We start from the raw sequence: 15,483 nt of genomic DNA, 5'->3' as shown, positions 1-15,483 counted from the left end.
TCTGTGGTCGATACCTCCCGAGACGCCAAAATCGAAGAATCCAAAGCGCCGCTAGTCGATCACCTGATCGAGCTGCGTGACCGCCTCATGTGGTCGGTGGTGGCCCTGTTCATCGCCTTCATCGCCTGTTTCCTGGTCGCCGAGGAGCTATACGCCTTTCTCGTTAGGCCCTTGGTGACGATCTATCACGACCTCGGGGTCGAGAATCCTCGCATGATCTACACGGCCTTGCATGAGGCCTTCTTCACCTACCTCAAGCTTGCTTTTTACTCGGCCTTGTTCTTGGCTTTCCCGATCGTCGCCAACCAGTTCTGGAAGTTCGTCGCTCCCGGCCTCTACAAGAACGAACGCCGGGCCTTCTTGCCGTTCATGATTGCGACACCGGTGCTGTTCGCCCTCGGGGCGACGCTGGTTTACTCCTTTATCTTCCCGCTCGCTTGGCGCTTCTTCCTCAGCTATCAGACTGGCGCCGATGATGGCGGTATCGCTATCCAGCTTGAGGCGAAGGTCAACGAATACCTGTCGCTGGTTCTGAAGTTGATGTTCGCGTTCGGCTTTGCCTTCCAGCTGCCGGTCGTGCTGACCCTGATGGCTCGGGCAGGGCTGGTGACTTCCAAAGGGCTTGCTGAGCGGCGTAAATACGCTGCGGTCATCGCCTTTATGGGTGCCGCCATCCTGACGCCGCCGGACCTGATCAGCCAGATCGGCCTCGGCGTGCCGATCCTCATCCTCTACGAGATCTCGATTTGGCTGGCCAAGATGGCCGAGCGCAAGCGCGCCCAGCGTGAAGCGGAAGAAGAGGCTGAATATACCGCCTCTGACGTGCCCGCGACCACGGAGGACGCAGCAGCCAGCAGTGTAGCGGATGACATCGATGACGAAACGGACTTCAATTCGGGCCGCTAAATATGTTCGATATCAAGGCGATACGCGATAATCCTGAGGCGTTCGATACGGGCATGGCGCGGCGCGGGCTGGGGCCACAGTCGCCCGAGTTGTTGGCCATCGACAGCGAGCGCCGGGCCGCCATCGCCGGGGCGCAGGCTGTGCAGACGGAGCGCAATGCCCGTTCCAAGGCGATTGGTGCGGCCAAGGCCAAGGGCGAGGACGCATCAAGCTTGATTGCTGAGGTGGCGGCGCTCAAGACTAGGTTGCAGGAGGGCGAGGAGGCGGCCAAGGCGCTCGAAGCGAAGCTTTATGAGGCGTTGGCGACGTTGCCCAATATTCCGGCGGACGACGTGCCCGACGGTCCCGACGAGAGCGCCAATTTAGAGGTGCGCAAGGTCGGCGAGCCGAAGGCCTTCGATTTCGAACCCCGCCAGCATTTCCAGCTTGGCGAGGCTATGGGCCAGATGCGCTTCGACGATGCCGCACGCATGTCAGGCGCCCGCTTTGTTGTTTTGTCCGGGCCGTTGGCGCGCCTGGAGCGGGCGCTTGCAGCTTTCATGCTTGATTTGCAGACCACCGAGCACGACTATACCGAGGTGCGCCCACCCTACCTGGTGCAAGACGCCGCCATGTTCGGCACCGGCCAGCTGCCGAAGTTCGCCGAAGACCTGTTTCCTGCCGGCGACGACCATTGGCTGATCCCGACCGCCGAGGTGCCGCTGACCAATCTCGTACGTGAGCAGATGCTCGAGGCGTCGGCGCTGCCCCTGCGCGTGACGGCGCATACGCCCTGCTTCCGCGCCGAGGCGGGTGCTGCGGGCAAGGATACCCGTGGCATGATCCGTTTGCACCAGTTCGACAAGGTCGAGCTGGTCTCGATCACTACGCCTGAGGGCTCAGACGCCGAACTCGAGCGCATGACGTCCTGCGCCGAGGAGGTGCTCAAGCGTCTCGGCCTCGCCTATCGTGTCATGTTGCTATCGGCCCGCGATATGGGCTTCGGTGCGTGCTGGACCTACGATCTCGAGGTCTGGCTGCCCGGCCAGGACACCTATCGCGAAATCTCCAGCTGCTCGAACTGCGGTGACTTTCAGGCTCGCCGGATGAATGCGCGGTATCGCCCGGCTAACGCTAAGGGCACCCGTTTCGTGCATACCCTCAATGGCTCGGGGCTGGCGGTCGGGCGCACGCTTGTTGCAGTCATGGAGACCTATCAGAACGCCGACGGAAGTATCAGCGTGCCTGACGTGCTAAAACCCTATATGGGCGGCATTGACGTGATCAGGCCGCAATGAGCGACATGGTGCGCATGCGGGTGCTGATCTCCAATGACGATGGTATCGGCGCGCCGGGCATCGAGCGCCTGGAGCATATCGTCGCTGAGATCACAGACGATGTCTGGGTGGTGGCGCCGGAAAGCGATAATAGCGGCGCCGGACATTCGCTGACCCTGTCACAGCCGGTGCGCGTGCGCCAGCTCAGCGAGCGCCGCTTCGCGGTCAACGGCACGCCGACTGACAGCGTGCTGATGGGCGTGCTCGAGCTGATCTCCGACCGTCGACCCGATCTCGTGCTCTCGGGCATCAATCGCGGCGGTAATCTAGGTGAGGATATCACCTATTCCGGCACCGTCGCGGCGGCTATGGAGGGCACGCTGCTCGGTATTCCCTCGATCGCACTGAGCCAGCATAGCGACAACGTACACCGTACCCGCTGGTCGACCGCAGAGCGCCATGCGCCGGATCTGCTCCGCGCGCTGGTCGAGATCGGTTGGCCGGCAAATGTTTTTCTCAACGTCAATTTTCCCAACGTGCCGGCGGACCAGGTCAAGGGTGTCTCTGTCACTCGCCAGGGCCGGCGCAAGCCTGGCTCCAAGCTCGACTGCCGTAGGGATCCGCGCGGGCGACCCTATTACTGGATCGATTCCGCGCGTGTCGAGGAGCCAACGCTGGAAGGCTCGGACCTTTCGGCCATCTATGACGGGCGCATCTCGGTGACGCCGCTGCATCTCGATCTCTCCCACCATGAGACATGCGTGGCACTTGGGGCGGCACTGGCCCCGTGAACGCCGCCACCCTCGATCACAAAACCCGCAAGGCACGCTTGGTGCTGGATTTGCGCCAGGCCGGAATCACCAACACGAAGGTGCTCGCCGTCATCGAGTCGATACCACGCGAAAGGTTCGTCTCCGATAGTCTGGCTGCCCACGCCTATGACGACAGCGCCCTGCCCATCGAGTGCGGCCAGACCATCAGCCAGCCGACGGTCGTCGCCTGGATGACCATCGCGCTGCAGCTCGGCGATCGCATGAAAGTGCTGGAGGTAGGCACCGGCAGCGGCTACCAGGCGACGGTGCTGTCGCGGCTCTGCCGGCGCATCTATACCATCGAGCGCTACCGGCTCCTGCTGCGCCAGGCCGAGGCGCGCTTTCGCGAGCTTGATCTCAACAACATTGCGGGCAAGCTTGGCGATGGTTCGTTGGGCTGGCCGGAGCAGGCGCCGTTCGACCGCATCATTGTCACCGCTGCGGCGCCGGAACCGCTGCCGGCCCTACTCGATCAACTCGCCGTTGATGGCATCATGGTGCTGCCCCTCGGCGGTGCTGACGAGGTCCAGACGTTGGTCCGCATCAAGCGCGATGGCGACGGCTATCATCGCGATAAACTTTTCGCGGTGCGTTTCGTACCGTTGGTTTCCGGTGTGGCGGAGGACGACTGATGCGTGTAGCCGTTTGCCTCGTCTATCTTGCGCTATCGGCCTGCCTGCGGCCCTGGCCTGCACCGGCTCCCGTCCCGCCCGAGGAACAGGGCGCGGCCACGGTCGTTGTGGTCGAGGGCGGGCAGACGAGAAATGCCGTGTCGCACTCGGTAATGGTCGGTGACGGCGACACGCTTTATGCCATCGCTCGGCGCCAGGACGTTGCCATCCGTAGCCTGATCGAGGTCAATAGGCTGGCGCCGCCGTATACGCTCAAGCCAGGACAGGTGCTGCTGGTGCCGAGCCTGCCCGAGTACCGCGTCGTCGAGGGGGATACCCTCTACCGAATTTCGCGTTGCACCGGGGTTGATATGACCGTGCTGAGCCGGCTCAACGGCATCGCACCGCCTTATGTGATCTCGCTGGGCCAGCGCCTGCGCGTGCCGCCACCGACCCGGGCGCCGGAATGCCCCGAGCGGGGTCAGGTCGTGACCGCAGCCGCTGTACCCGTTCCGCCGGCACCGGCGCAGACGGCCCAGGCCGTCCTGGTGGCAACGGCGATCCCACCGCCGACGCCCGGGCCGCCGCCCGAGCCGCCGGCACGCACTGGTGCACGCTTCCTCTGGCCACTCGAGGGGCCATTGCTTGCTGCCTATGGCAAGCAGTCGAGCGGTCACCAGAATGATGGCGTCAATATTGCAGCACCTGCCGGCACGCCGGTGCGCGCGGCCGAGAACGGGGTCGTGGTCTATGCCGGCAACGAGTTGCGCGGCTACGGCAATCTGCTGCTGGTGCGACACGCCGAGGACTGGACATCGGCCTATGCCCACAATGGGCGGCTACTGGTAGGTCGTGGCGCCACAGTCTCGCGCGGCCAGGTTATCGCCGAGGTCGGCCAGTCCGGTAACGTCACCCGCCCCCAAAGCCATTTCGAGTTACGCCGCGGCGCGGAGGCGGTCGACCCGCAAAAGCATCTCGCCAGGGAATAGTTTCAGTTGTCTAGCGTCTTGCCCAGCCGGCCTGCCAGGTCTTGGATGTATTGCCAGGCGACTCGGCCAGAGCGGGCGCCGCGTGTAACCGCCCATTCCTTGGCTTCGGCGCGCAGGGTCTCGCGGTCGACATCGAGACCGTAGGCCGCAGCGTAGCCTTCTACCATGGCGAAATAGATGTCCTGGTCGCAATTATGGAAGCCGAGCCAGAGGCCGAAGCGGTCTGACAGCGAGACCTTCTCGTCGACGGCTTCGGATGGGCTGATGGCGGTTGAGCGTTCGTTCTCGATCATGTCCCTCGGCATCAGGTGGCGGCGGTTTGAGGTAGCATAAAACACTACGTTCTGCGGCCGACCTTCGATGCCCCCTTCGAGCACTGCCTTGAGCGACTTGTACGAGGTGTCATCGTGGTCGAAGGAGAGGTCGTCGCAAAACAATACGAAGCGGCGGAACGAAGTGCGTAGGATCTCCAGCAGGTGGGGCAGGCTGGGGATGTCCTCGCGGTGGATCTCGACCAAGGCCAAACGATGGTCATCTCCGCATAGCTCCGCGTGAACGGCTTTCACCAGCGAGCTTTTGCCCATGCCGCGCGCACCCCAGAGGAGGGCGTTGTTGGCGGGTAGGCCATCGGCGAAGCGGCGCGTGTTGTCCAGCAATATGTCGCTTACCCGGTCGATGCCGTGCAGCAGCGATAGCGGCACCCGGTTCACTTTGGATACAGGCAACAGGCAACCGTGCTCGGCTTGCCAGACGAAGGCGTCCGCCATCTCAAGGTCATTGGCGGTGGCGGCCGGCGGTGCCAGGCGGTCGAGCGCCTCGGCGATGCGATCGAGTTGGCGGTGGAGGTCTTGGTCGGTCGTCATCTGTCTCTCGTGCTTGGAAGGGGCGCACCATACTGGTATGGCGCCCGTGGCGCCACGGGCGTGTGTTGCATTGCGGCCGGCGATGGTTATAGTCCCGCAACCCGCCGTCGGCGGGCGATGCGAACAAGCGAAAGGCCCTACGATGTTGATTTCTGCCGCCTATGCGCAGGATGCGGCCGCAGGGGGTGGCGGCGCAATGTTTCAGTTGCTGCCGCTGGTCCTAATCTTCGTCGTTTTCTATTTCCTTTTGATCCGCCCGCAACAGAAAAAGCTCAAAGAACACAAACACATGGTGGGTGAACTCAAGCGCGGCGATAAAGTCATCACTGGTGGCGGCCTGCATGCCACTGTGACCAAGGTCGAGGACGACCGCACCTTGGTTCTGGAGATCGCCCCCAACGTTCGTGTCAAGGCCCAGCGGCACACCATCACCGACATGGTGAGCAAGCCGCAGCCACGCGCCGACAACGACGAATAGCCGGAGTTAAGGCCGCCCATGTTGCGTTTTGAGCCCTGGAAGATTGCGCTGGTCTGCGTGGTCTCGCTGCTCGGCGTGCTCTATGCGGTACCGAACTTCATGTCAAAAGGAACCACCGACGGTTTGCCCGGCTGGCTGCCGAGTAAGCAGATTCATTTGGGCCTTGATCTCCAAGGCGGTGCGCACTTGTTGGCGAGGGTGGAGCTTGAAGAGGTGCTGTTCAAGGTAATGGATGGCATCGTCGACGAAGCGAGACTGAAGCTTCGCAGCGGCGGCGAGCGCATCAACTATACCGGCCTGGGCCGCAATGGCTCTGAAGCCGGCCTGACCCTGCGCGACATTGCCGATAGCGAACGTGCAAAAATCCTGTTGAGCGAGATTGTTGAAGACCTAGTTGTCGATATCGACGCCGCAGGCGTGGTCCGACTTTCTCTGACTCCGAATTCCGTCCTGGAGCGCCAGCGCAATGCGATCGAGCAGTCGATCGAGATTGTCCGCCGCCGTATCGATGCGCTCGGCACGACCGAGCCCAACATCCAGCGCCAGGGTGACGACCGAATATTGATCCAGGTGCCAGGCATCGAGGATGCCGAGCGCCTAAAGGAGATTCTCGGCGAGCCGGGCGTACTCGATATCCGCATGGTCTGCGAAGATGCCTCGATCAATGACGCGCTGCGCGGCCGTGTCCCGGCGGCCTGCGATCTGCTCTACGAGCCCGATCGCAACGTGGAGGGGCAAGGGCGGCCGATCCTGGTACGCAAGCGCGTCGAGGTAACAGGCGATAATCTTACCCTGGCCCGTGCTACGGTAGACCAGTACGGCCGACCCGCAGTGGCGATCCGCTTTGACAGCACTGGCGCGCGCCGTTTCGGCAAGCTGACGACCGAGAATGTCGGTAAACGCTTCGCCTTTGTACTCGATGGCTCGGTAGTCAGCGCGCCCGTGGTCAACGAGCCCATTCCGGGCGGTAACGGACAGATCACAGGCAGGTTTTCCGTCAAGGAGGCCGAAGACTTGTCACTGGTCTTACGGGCCGGCGCCATGCCGGCGCGGCTGACCTATATCGAAGAGCGCACCGTCGGCCCTAGCCTCGGCGCCGACTCGGTGGCGGCTGGCAAGATCGCCAGCTTAATCGGTCTGGCACTGGTCGTCGCCTACATGATCTTCTCCTACAACCTGTTTGGCATCGCTTCGACCGTGGCGCTAACCATCAACATGGCCTTGATCGTTGCGGTACTATCGGTATTGCAGGCTACTTTGACCCTGCCCGGCATTGCTGGCATCGTGCTGACGATGGGCATGGCGGTCGACGCCAACGTGCTCATCTTCGAGCGAATACGCGAGGAGGTGCGCAACGGGCGAACGCCGTTCTCGGCCGTGGAGACAGGCTTTCGCCAGGCGCTGCGGACTATCATCGATGCCAATGTGACGACGCTGATCGCCGCCGTCCTGCTGTTCCAGTTCGGCACCGGGCCGGTGCGGGGTTTTGCCGTGACGCTTGCCATCGGTATTTTTAGCTCGGTGTTCACCGCCACCATGATCACGCGTATGCTGATCGTGCTCTGGCTACACCGCAAGCGTCCCAGTGCGCTCCCGGTCTGAGTGCGCGAGGAGGAAGATCAGCAATGCGATTGCCATTCATTCCAGAGAAGCCCGCCTATCCCTTCATGTCCTGGCGCAAGGGTGGCTTCGCTTTTTCTGCAGTTCTCATGGTCGCCTCGGTGCTGTGCTACTTTGTCTTCGGTCTTAATTATGGTATCGATTTCCGGGGTGGCATCGTGCTTGATATTGGCACTCAGGAAAAAGCCGATGTGGCGGCATTTCGCGACCATTTCTCGAGCCTGGACTTGGGGGAAGTCCGGATTCAGTTGATCGAGGATATCGCCGAGTCAGAGGAAGAGTCTGGCAAGAACGTGCTCATCCGCGTGGAGCGCCAGCCGGGCGGCGATGCGGCGCAGCAGGAGGCGATCGTCCGCATCAAGGGTACGCTGGCCAGCTATTACGGTGAGACCCTCGACTATCGCCGTACCGAAGCAGTGGGCCCGACCGTTGGTGCCGAGCTCAAGACGGCGGGCGTGCAAGCTGTAGTCTTCGCCCTGCTGGCCATGCTGGTCTACATCTGGTTTCGCTTCGAGTGGCAATTCTCCATCGGCGCCGTGGCGGCGCTGGCCCACGACGTGATGGCGACCATCGGCTTGTTCGCGGTCACCCAGCTCGAGTTCAACCTGGCTACTGTGGCGGCGATTCTGCTCATCGTCGGCTATTCGATGAACGATACTGTAGTGGTCTACGATCGGGTGCGCGAGAATCTGCGCAAGTACAAAAAGATGGAGCTTATCGACCTCCTCAGCCGCTCCATCAACGATACGCTATCGCGGACCTTGATGACTTCGATCACGACGCTGTTGGCGCTGCTCGCCCTGTGGGTGTTTGGTGGGCCGGTGATCCGCGACTTCTGCTTTGCCATGATCTGGGGTGTGCTGATTGGCACCTATTCCTCGATCTTCATTGCCGCGCCGTTGTTGATCCAGTTTGGGCTCGAAAGCCTCGGCCGCCGCGCGCGCGTCGTCAGCGCGCCGCATCAGCCCCAGGAAGTGCCGCCAGCGGACGGTTGAGCCGGTGGACATCTCGCCGCGCCTGGTACCGGGCTCTCCCGTCATCAATGGTTATGGCGGTGGCGGCTTCCGTATCGCTGGCGAACGCCATGAAGGTTCGCAGATCGTCTTTGCCGATCAGGTTGTGCCCTGGCCTGTAGAGGTACTCAATGAGGCGGCCCAAGTGTCCCTGCTGCAAGTGCTCGACGATGCCGGTGCGGTTGAGCTGTTGCTGATCGGCTGCGGGACAGATGTCAGACTATTGTCTGGTGACCTGCACGCCGCCTTGTCGTCGCGGGGCACCGGTGTTGACGGCATGGACACCGGCGCCGCGTGCCGCACCTTCAATGTGTTGCTACAGGAGGGACGCCACGCGGCAGCAGCCTTGATCGCGGTGGAGTGAGCGATAGTTTCGCCAATTGCATTAGTTGATACAGGGCGGATTTGCATCTGACATTAGAAATTCAACCACTGGTCAAGAGCCGCCAAAGCACGCTGTGAGAGCGCCTTCTTGCGCTCTTTTCGCCGCAGTTTCTGCTCCAGCGGGGGGAACAAGCCGAAGTTGACGTTCATGGGCTGAAAGGTCTCGCTATCGCTACCGCCGGTGATGTGGCCGAGCAAGGCGCCAAAGGCGGTTTCGGGCGGTGGGATGCGCACGGCATTGCCTAAGCGCTCGGACGCGGCGAAGCGACCCGCAAGGAGACCAATGGCCGCGCTTTCCACATAACCTTCGACCCCCGTCACTTGGCCAGCAAAGCGTAGGCGCGGCATCGCTTTGAGGCGCAGTAGGCCGTCCAGCAGTACCGAGCCGTTGAGGAAGGTGTTGCGGTGCAGCCCGCCAAGGCGCGCAAATTCCGCCTGCTCCAGACCCGGGACGGTGCGGAAGATGCGCACCTGCTCGCCATATTTCAGCTTGGTTTGGAATCCGACCATGTTAAACAGGGTGCCTAGCGCGTTGTCTTGGCGCAGCTGCACGACCGCATGGGGTTTGCTGTCCGGCGCGTGCGAATTGGTCAGGCCGACTGGCTTCATTGGCCCATATCGCAAGGTCTCGCGGCCGCGTTCCGCCATGACTTCGATCGGCAGACAACCCTCGAAATACGGCGTGTCCTTCTCCCAACTACGGAATTCGGTTTTGTCTCCGACCAGGAGGGCGTCGATGAAGGACTCGTATTGCTGGCGGTCGAGCGGACAATTGAGATATGCGGCGGTCTCGCCCGCCGGCCCAGGCTTGTCGTAGCGTGACTGGAACCAGGCCTTTTCCATGTCGATACTCTCGCGATGGACGATCGGCGCGATGGCATCGAAAAAGGCGAGCTTGTCCTCACCGGTCAGAGCCGTGACGGCATCTGCTAGGGCGGGCGAGGTGAGCGGTCCGGTGGCGACAATCACCGAGTCCCAATCCTCTGGCGGCAGGCCGGTGATTTCGCGGCGCTCAATGGTAACCAGCGGGTGGTCCTCGAGTGCTGTCTCGACCGCAGTCGCGAAGCCGACGCGGTCGACGGCTAGGGCACCGCCGGCAGGCACTTGGTGCGCGTCAGCCGAGATCAGAATCAGCGAGTCCGTGCGGCGCATCTCGGCATGCAGTAGGCCGACGGCATTGCCTTCCGCATCGTCAGAGCGGAACGAGTTGGAGCAGACGAGCTCCGCCAACTGCCCCGTTTGGTGCGCATCAGTGCCGCGCTCGGGGCGCATCTCGTGCAGAATCACGGGCACGCTGGCGCGCGCCAGCTGCCATGCGGCTTCGCTTCCCGCCAGGCCGCCGCCAATCACATGTACCGGCGCGATTATGGCTTTTTTACTGGGGACAAGGCCACCAGCCGCAAATCGAACTCCAGTGCCGGCTCACCCGGCTGTACGGTCGGTGGGGTCACATTGATTTCCTTATGACGCTTTCTTTCGTTTGCGCCCGTTGCGGCGCTTTAGGCCCAACGGACGGGCCAGGTATTTGCCGGTATAGCTTTCTTGGTTAGCGGCCACCTCTTCCGGCGTGCCTTCGGCGACCACACAGCCGCCACCGTCGCCGCCGTCGGGCCCGAGATCGATGATCCAGTCGGCGGTCTTGATGACCTCCAGGTTATGCTCGATCACCACCACCGTATTGCCTGTCTCGACCAGGGCCTGGAGTACTTCCAGCAGCTTGCGGATGTCCTCAGAATGGAGGCCCGTAGTGGGCTCGTCGAGGATGTAGAGTGTCTTGCCCGTAGCCCGGCGGGAAAGTTCCTTGGCGAGTTTCACGCGCTGCGCCTCACCGCCTGAGAGCGTTGTCGCCGGCTGGCCAACCCGAATGTAGCCGAGGCCTACGCGCTTCAAAGTCTCCAGCTTACCGCGGATGGTGGGTACGGCGCCGAAGAAATCGGCCGCTTCTTCGACGGTCATGTCGAGCACGCCGGCGATGGACTTGTCACGGTACAGAACTTCAAGCGTTTCGCGGTTATAGCGGGCGCCGTGACAGGTGTCGCAGGTGACGTAGACGTCTGGCAGAAAGTGCATCTCGATCTTGATGACGCCGTCGCCCTGGCAGGCCTCGCAGCGCCCGCCCTTAACGTTGAACGAAAAGCGGCCGGGCTTGTACCCGCGCGCCTTGGCTGCGGGCAGGCCGGCGAACCAATCCCGGATGGGCGTGAAGCAGCCCGTATAGGTGGCCGGGTTGGAGCGTGGTGTGCGTCCAATGGGCGATTGGTCGATATCGACCACCTTGTCTAGGTAGGCCATGCCTTCGATGGTCTCGTGTGCGCCGGGATGAAGACGGGCGCGGCTGATGCGGCGGGCGAGGGCGGGATATAGCGTGTCGACGATGAGGCTCGACTTGCCGCTGCCCGAGACACCGGTGACGCAGGTCAGCGTGCCGAGTGGGATCGAGACCGTGATATCCTGTAGGTTGTTCTCGCAGGCGCCGATGATGGTGATTTCCCTGGCGCTTTCGCGGCGCTGTCCGGGCACGGGAATCTTGCGCCGCCCGGACAAGTATTGTCCGGTGAGGCTGGCGCTGTCGGCGAGAATGTCGCCGGGCGTGCCTGCGGCCACTATCTGGCCGCCGTGCTCGCCCGCGCCGGGGCCCATGTCGATGACATGGTCGGCGGCGCGGATCGCATCTTCGTCGTGCTCGACCACGATAACCGTATTGCCGAGGTCGCGCAGGTTCTCTAGCGTTGACAGCAGCCGCGCATTGTCGCGCTGATGCAACCCGATCGAAGGCTCGTCGAGCACGTAGAGTACGCCCGTCAGCCCGGAGCCGATCTGCGAGGCGAGGCGGATGCGTTGGCTTTCGCCGCCCGACAAGGTTCCTGAGTTGCGCGACAAAGTAAGATAATCGAGCCCAACATCGACCAGGAAGCCGAGCCTGAGCGTGATCTCCTTGAGCACCCGGTGGGCAATCTCGCGCTGGTTTTCGCTGAGGGTAGATTCGAGCTCGGCGAACCAGCTTGCGATGGCGCCGATGGAGCGCTCGGTAATCTCGCCGATATGGCAGCCGCCGATCTTCACGGCAAGTGCCGCGGGTTTGAGGCGGTAACCGGCGCAAGCCTCGCACGGTGCCTCGCTTTGGAAGCGGGCTAGCTCTTCCCGCAGCCAGGCGTTTTCAGTATCGCGGAAGCGTCGCTCGAGATTGGGGATGACGCCTTCGAAGGGGCGCTCTGTCGTGTAGTTGCGCAGGCCGTCGTCATAGGTCATGACCACGTCGGCACCATCGGAGCCATAGAGAATTGCTTTTTGAATTTTTTCAGGTAGTTCCTTGAAAGGCTTGTTAAATTTGAATTTATAGTGCTTGGCTAAGCTCTCCAAACTTTGCTGGTAATATTGCGTCGAGGCATTTGCCCAAGGCGCAATTGTACCCTCGCGTAGAGACAGGCTGTCGTCCGGTACGACTAACTCGGCATCGAAATAGGTGTGCGTGCCGAGGCCGCCGCAAGCGGGGCAGGCGCCGAAGGGATTGTTGAAGGAAAATAGTCGCGGCTCAATTTCGTCTATGGTGAAGCCCGAGACTGGGCAGGCGAAGCGCGCCGAGAAGGTGGTGCGTTCGCCGTTATCGGCGTCTTCGGCAATGGCGAGGCCGTCGGAGAGTGCGAGCGCGGTCTCGATGGAATCCGCGAGCCGGTTGCCCATGCCCTCGCGCACCACCAGCCGATCCACCACCACCTCGATATCGTGCTTGCGCTTCTTGTCGAGCTTCGGCACGTCGTCTATCTCGTAAATCTCACCGTCAACCTTGAGCCGCTGGAAGCCGCGCCTCATCAGCTCTGCGATCTCCTTACGGTACTCGCCCTTGCGCCCACGCACCGCGGGCGCCAGCAAATACAGTCGCGTGCCGTCAGCCATGGCCACGATGCCGTCGACCATCTGGCTTACGCTCTGGCTCTCGATGGGCAGACCGGTGGCTGGCGAATAGGGGATGCCGATTCGCGCCCAGAGCAGGCGCATGTAGTCGTAGATCTCAGTCACCGTGCCCACTGTGGAGCGCGGGTTGCGAGAGGTCGTCTTCTGGTCGATAGCGATGGCCGGCGACAAGCCGTCGATCGAATCAACATCCGGCTTTTCCATCAGCTCAAGGAATTGTCGAGCATAGGCCGACAGGCTCTCGACATAGCGCCGCTGGCCTTCGGCATAGATAGTGTCGAAGGCGAGCGAGGATTTGCCCGAGCCCGAGAGGCCCGTGATCACGACGAGAGAGTTGCGCGGCAGATCTACGTCAATGGATTTGAGGTTATGCTCGCGGGCGCCGCGTATGGATATGTCAGTGTGCATGGCCAGACCGAAGTATAAGGGTATACTCGTTACGGACAACGACAGCTCTACGGGGAGTGCAATGGCGGGAAGCGTCAACAAGGTGATCTTGGTCGGCAATCTGGGGCGGGATCCGGAAACTCGCACGATGCAGAACGGCGGCCGTGTCGCTAATCTGAGCGTTGCTACCAGCGAGTCGTGGAAGGGTAAGGATGGCCAGCGCCAAGAGCGCACCGAGTGGCATCGCGTGGTGATCTTCAACGAGCACCTGCTCGATGTGGCAGAGAAATATCTCCACAAAGGGTCGAAGGTCTATATCGAAGGCCAGTTGCAGACCCGCAAGTGGCAGGATCAGTCGGGCAACGACAAGTACTCGACCGAGGTCGTGCTACAGCGCTTCCGCGGTGAGTTACAAATGCTCGATAGCCGGGGCGAAGGTGGTGGTGGTGACATGGCGGGCGAGGTCGCTAGTGGCGGTTATGGCGGCGGAAGAGATGGCTCGGCCCCGAGCGGTGGCGACTTCGACGACGATATTCCCTTCTAGGCGGCGTCCGGTATCGTCACCGTGTCTTCTTCTCGCTCGATGGCGGCAGGAAGAGCAACAGAAGTTGGAGAATCGTTGTGTATGGCAAGCCCTGGCGCTACGAGCGCACTCCAAATACCCTAAAAGGCACCGACGGCTCTTCCGGCAAATCGTCCCCGGCCAGGCGCTCACCGCCGTGATGGAAAAGCGATGGAATTTGATAAGGCCGGGCTAAGGTCGTTCGCGGATTCCACAGCGATCTGCGAGGACGGCGAAACGCTGCGCGAGCGTCTACACGCCGACGGCTATCTGTTCTTGCGTGGCTTGCTGTCGGTGGAACCGCTTGCGGCGTTGCGTCGCAAGTGCCTCAACGTGATTGCTGAGGCCGGCTGGCTGCGTGAGGACCAGCCATCGGACGACGCTGCGGCCAGGCCAGAGGCCGCCTGCGTCGATCCCGATGACGCATTCGTCGCTGTATTGCGGCGGCTCTATCGTTTTGAGGCCCTACATGCCTTGCCCCACCAATCGGCGCTGATCGATCTGTTCGAGCGGATATTGGGCGGGGCGGTGCTGGCGCATCCGTTGGTTATCCCGCGCATCGTCTTTCCCAAGCGTGCCGAATTCACCACGCCACCGCACCAAGACTATGTGCACATCCAGGGAACACCCGAGACCTATACCGCCTGGGTTCCCCTCGACGACTGCCCCATGAGCCGGGGTGCCTTGTCGGTCGCGCGCAGCTCGCACAAGCAGGGAGTGCATGACTTTGCCGTTTCCAACGGCGCCGGCGGCATGATTGTGTCTGATCCCCTGGAGGGAACCTGGCATGCTGAAGATTTTGCGTTGGGTGATGTGCTAATCTTTCACAGCCTCAGCGTTCATCGTGCGCTGCCAAACCTATCGGACAACCTGCGCCAATCCATCGATATGCGCTTCCAACGCGCAAGTGATCCCGTCACGGAGCTGTCTCTGTCGCCCTACGCCGGAATGGGAACCTGGGAGAATATCTACGAGGGCTGGTCGGGAGATGTTCCGCAATATTACTGGTGGGATGCGACGCCCCGTATTGTCCCGTTTGACAGGCAGTATTATGAGCGCCGCGACAGTATTGCATTTGAGATGGCTGAGCGCGGTGATGGCGAAGCTCGCGCGGCGTTGCAGCGTATCGTCCAACGGGACCCCGATGCCGCGAAGCGCGACAAGGCGAGCCAGCTTATCGGAAAGCTCGACAGCGTGGCGGTGTAATGGAGGGCTTAGAGATCGTGCATGTCACCTTGGTGAGAACACCGCCGTGGCGTGAGGGACTCTCCGTCATCGATCGGCGCCGATGCGGTGATCTAATTCGCCATGATCCACAAGCACCTACCCTGGGCCGGGGACATGGAAGGCTTCGAGTATTGTGCCGGCAAACCGTCAGGGCCGGTACCTTGGCGCTACCTTTGTCTGAACAGGGTGGCCGCAGAATCTTTCACCGCGGCAACGGGCCTGAACGACTTCCACAGCTTGCTCTCGTCGGAGGTCTTGGCCAGCAATGCGTTCGCGCTTTTGTCGGACGAGGTCTGGCGGGCCCGCTCCGTCAGTCGCAAAATGCTCTCGGCGACCCCGAATATCGATCGCTAGCGAAGTCAAAAAGCGGGGCTTTCCACTAGGTCCCAGACGGGCTATGAAGGGATGCGGCCGACTGTCCTTTTTCGCTCATATTTTGTGGGTTTCTCCACACTGGCACCGC

General features: G+C 61.9%; 15 protein-coding genes. 12 read left to right on the top strand and 3 right to left on the bottom strand.

All coding sequences use genetic code 11. The features are described from left to right. Positions 1-3 precede the first annotated feature (3 nt). The 5 genes from tatC to QF629_01990 are packed head-to-tail and all read left to right on the top strand — an operon-like array spanning position 4 to position 4,574. Entirely contained in the window at positions 4-906 is a 903-nt protein-coding gene (tatC, locus tag QF629_02010; protein MDP6012310.1) for a twin-arginine translocase subunit TatC, read from the top strand. Positions 907-908: 2 nt separating this feature from the next. Further along, on the top strand, positions 909-2,183 hold the full coding sequence (gene serS / locus QF629_02005; GenBank protein ID MDP6012309.1) for a serine--tRNA ligase: 1,275 nt from the start codon (positions 909-911) through the stop codon (positions 2,181-2,183). Between the two features lie 14 nt (positions 2,184-2,197). Further along, positions 2,198-2,953, top strand: coding sequence for a 5'/3'-nucleotidase SurE (gene surE / locus QF629_02000; GenBank protein ID MDP6012308.1), 756 nt, complete (start codon positions 2,198-2,200; stop codon positions 2,951-2,953). Next, a complete protein-coding gene (locus QF629_01995) occupies positions 2,950-3,606 on the top strand; it encodes a protein-L-isoaspartate(D-aspartate) O-methyltransferase (protein MDP6012307.1) in 657 nt (218 codons plus the stop codon). Before surE ends, QF629_01995 begins: the two co-directional genes overlap by 4 nt. Next, entirely contained in the window at positions 3,606-4,574 is a 969-nt protein-coding gene (locus QF629_01990; GenBank protein MDP6012306.1) for a M23 family metallopeptidase, read from the top strand. The genes QF629_01995 and QF629_01990 overlap by 1 nt, the downstream gene beginning before the upstream one ends. Positions 4,575-4,576: 2 nt before the next feature. Here the strand turns inward: QF629_01990 and QF629_01985 are convergent, their stop codons facing one another. Then, a complete protein-coding gene (locus tag QF629_01985; GenBank protein MDP6012305.1) occupies positions 4,577-5,437 on the bottom strand; it encodes an ATP-binding protein in 861 nt (286 codons plus the stop codon). Between the two features lie 142 nt (positions 5,438-5,579). Here QF629_01985 and yajC point away from each other — a divergent pair, with 142 nt between their 5' ends. Genes yajC through QF629_01965 form a run of 4 tightly spaced genes read left to right on the top strand, consistent with a single transcriptional unit; the run spans position 5,580 to position 8,912 of the window. Continuing rightward, a complete protein-coding gene (gene yajC, locus QF629_01980) occupies positions 5,580-5,915 on the top strand; it encodes a preprotein translocase subunit YajC (protein MDP6012304.1) in 336 nt (111 codons plus the stop codon). Between the two features lie 18 nt (positions 5,916-5,933). After that, positions 5,934-7,517 carry a protein translocase subunit SecD gene (gene secD / locus QF629_01975; protein MDP6012303.1) on the top strand — a complete coding sequence of 528 codons (1,584 nt, stop codon included), beginning with the start codon at positions 5,934-5,936 and terminating at the stop codon, positions 7,515-7,517. 23 nt (positions 7,518-7,540) lie between these two features. Then, a complete protein-coding gene (gene secF, locus QF629_01970; protein ID MDP6012302.1) occupies positions 7,541-8,530 on the top strand; it encodes a protein translocase subunit SecF in 990 nt (329 codons plus the stop codon). Between the two features lie 4 nt (positions 8,531-8,534). Further along, a complete protein-coding gene (locus QF629_01965; protein ID MDP6012301.1) occupies positions 8,535-8,912 on the top strand; it encodes an MTH938/NDUFAF3 family protein in 378 nt (125 codons plus the stop codon). Between the two features lie 53 nt (positions 8,913-8,965). On the opposite strand, the gene trmFO is transcribed toward QF629_01965, so the two are convergent. Beyond that, positions 8,966-10,282 carry a methylenetetrahydrofolate--tRNA-(uracil(54)-C(5))-methyltransferase (FADH(2)-oxidizing) TrmFO gene (gene trmFO, locus QF629_01960; protein MDP6012300.1) on the bottom strand — a complete coding sequence of 439 codons (1,317 nt, stop codon included), beginning with the start codon at positions 10,280-10,282 and terminating at the stop codon, positions 8,966-8,968. Positions 10,283-10,393: 111 nt separating this feature from the next. Beyond that, complete coding sequence (gene uvrA / locus QF629_01955) at positions 10,394-13,252, bottom strand: excinuclease ABC subunit UvrA (GenBank protein MDP6012299.1); 2,859 nt, start codon at positions 13,250-13,252, stop codon at positions 10,394-10,396. A 61-nt stretch (positions 13,253-13,313) separates the two neighbouring features. Here uvrA and ssb point away from each other — a divergent pair, with 61 nt between their 5' ends. The 3 genes from ssb to QF629_01940 all read left to right on the top strand — a co-directional run bounded on the left by ssb (position 13,314) and on the right by QF629_01940 (position 15,374). Further along, a complete protein-coding gene (gene ssb / locus QF629_01950; GenBank protein MDP6012298.1) occupies positions 13,314-13,775 on the top strand; it encodes a single-stranded DNA-binding protein in 462 nt (153 codons plus the stop codon). 189 nt (positions 13,776-13,964) lie between these two features. Next, complete coding sequence (locus QF629_01945; protein ID MDP6012297.1) at positions 13,965-14,999, top strand: phytanoyl-CoA dioxygenase family protein; 1,035 nt, start codon at positions 13,965-13,967, stop codon at positions 14,997-14,999. Positions 15,000-15,101: 102 nt separating this feature from the next. Further along, entirely contained in the window at positions 15,102-15,374 is a 273-nt protein-coding gene (locus tag QF629_01940; GenBank protein MDP6012296.1) for a hypothetical protein, read from the top strand. Positions 15,375-15,483: the final 109 nt, after the last annotated feature.

It is taken from the genome of Alphaproteobacteria bacterium, assembly GCA_030739735.1.
Lineage (GTDB): Bacteria > Pseudomonadota > Alphaproteobacteria > UBA7887 > UBA7887 > UBA7887.
The sequence above is the reverse complement of the archived record's forward strand: the minus strand, read 5'-3'. Positions and strand labels throughout refer to the sequence as shown.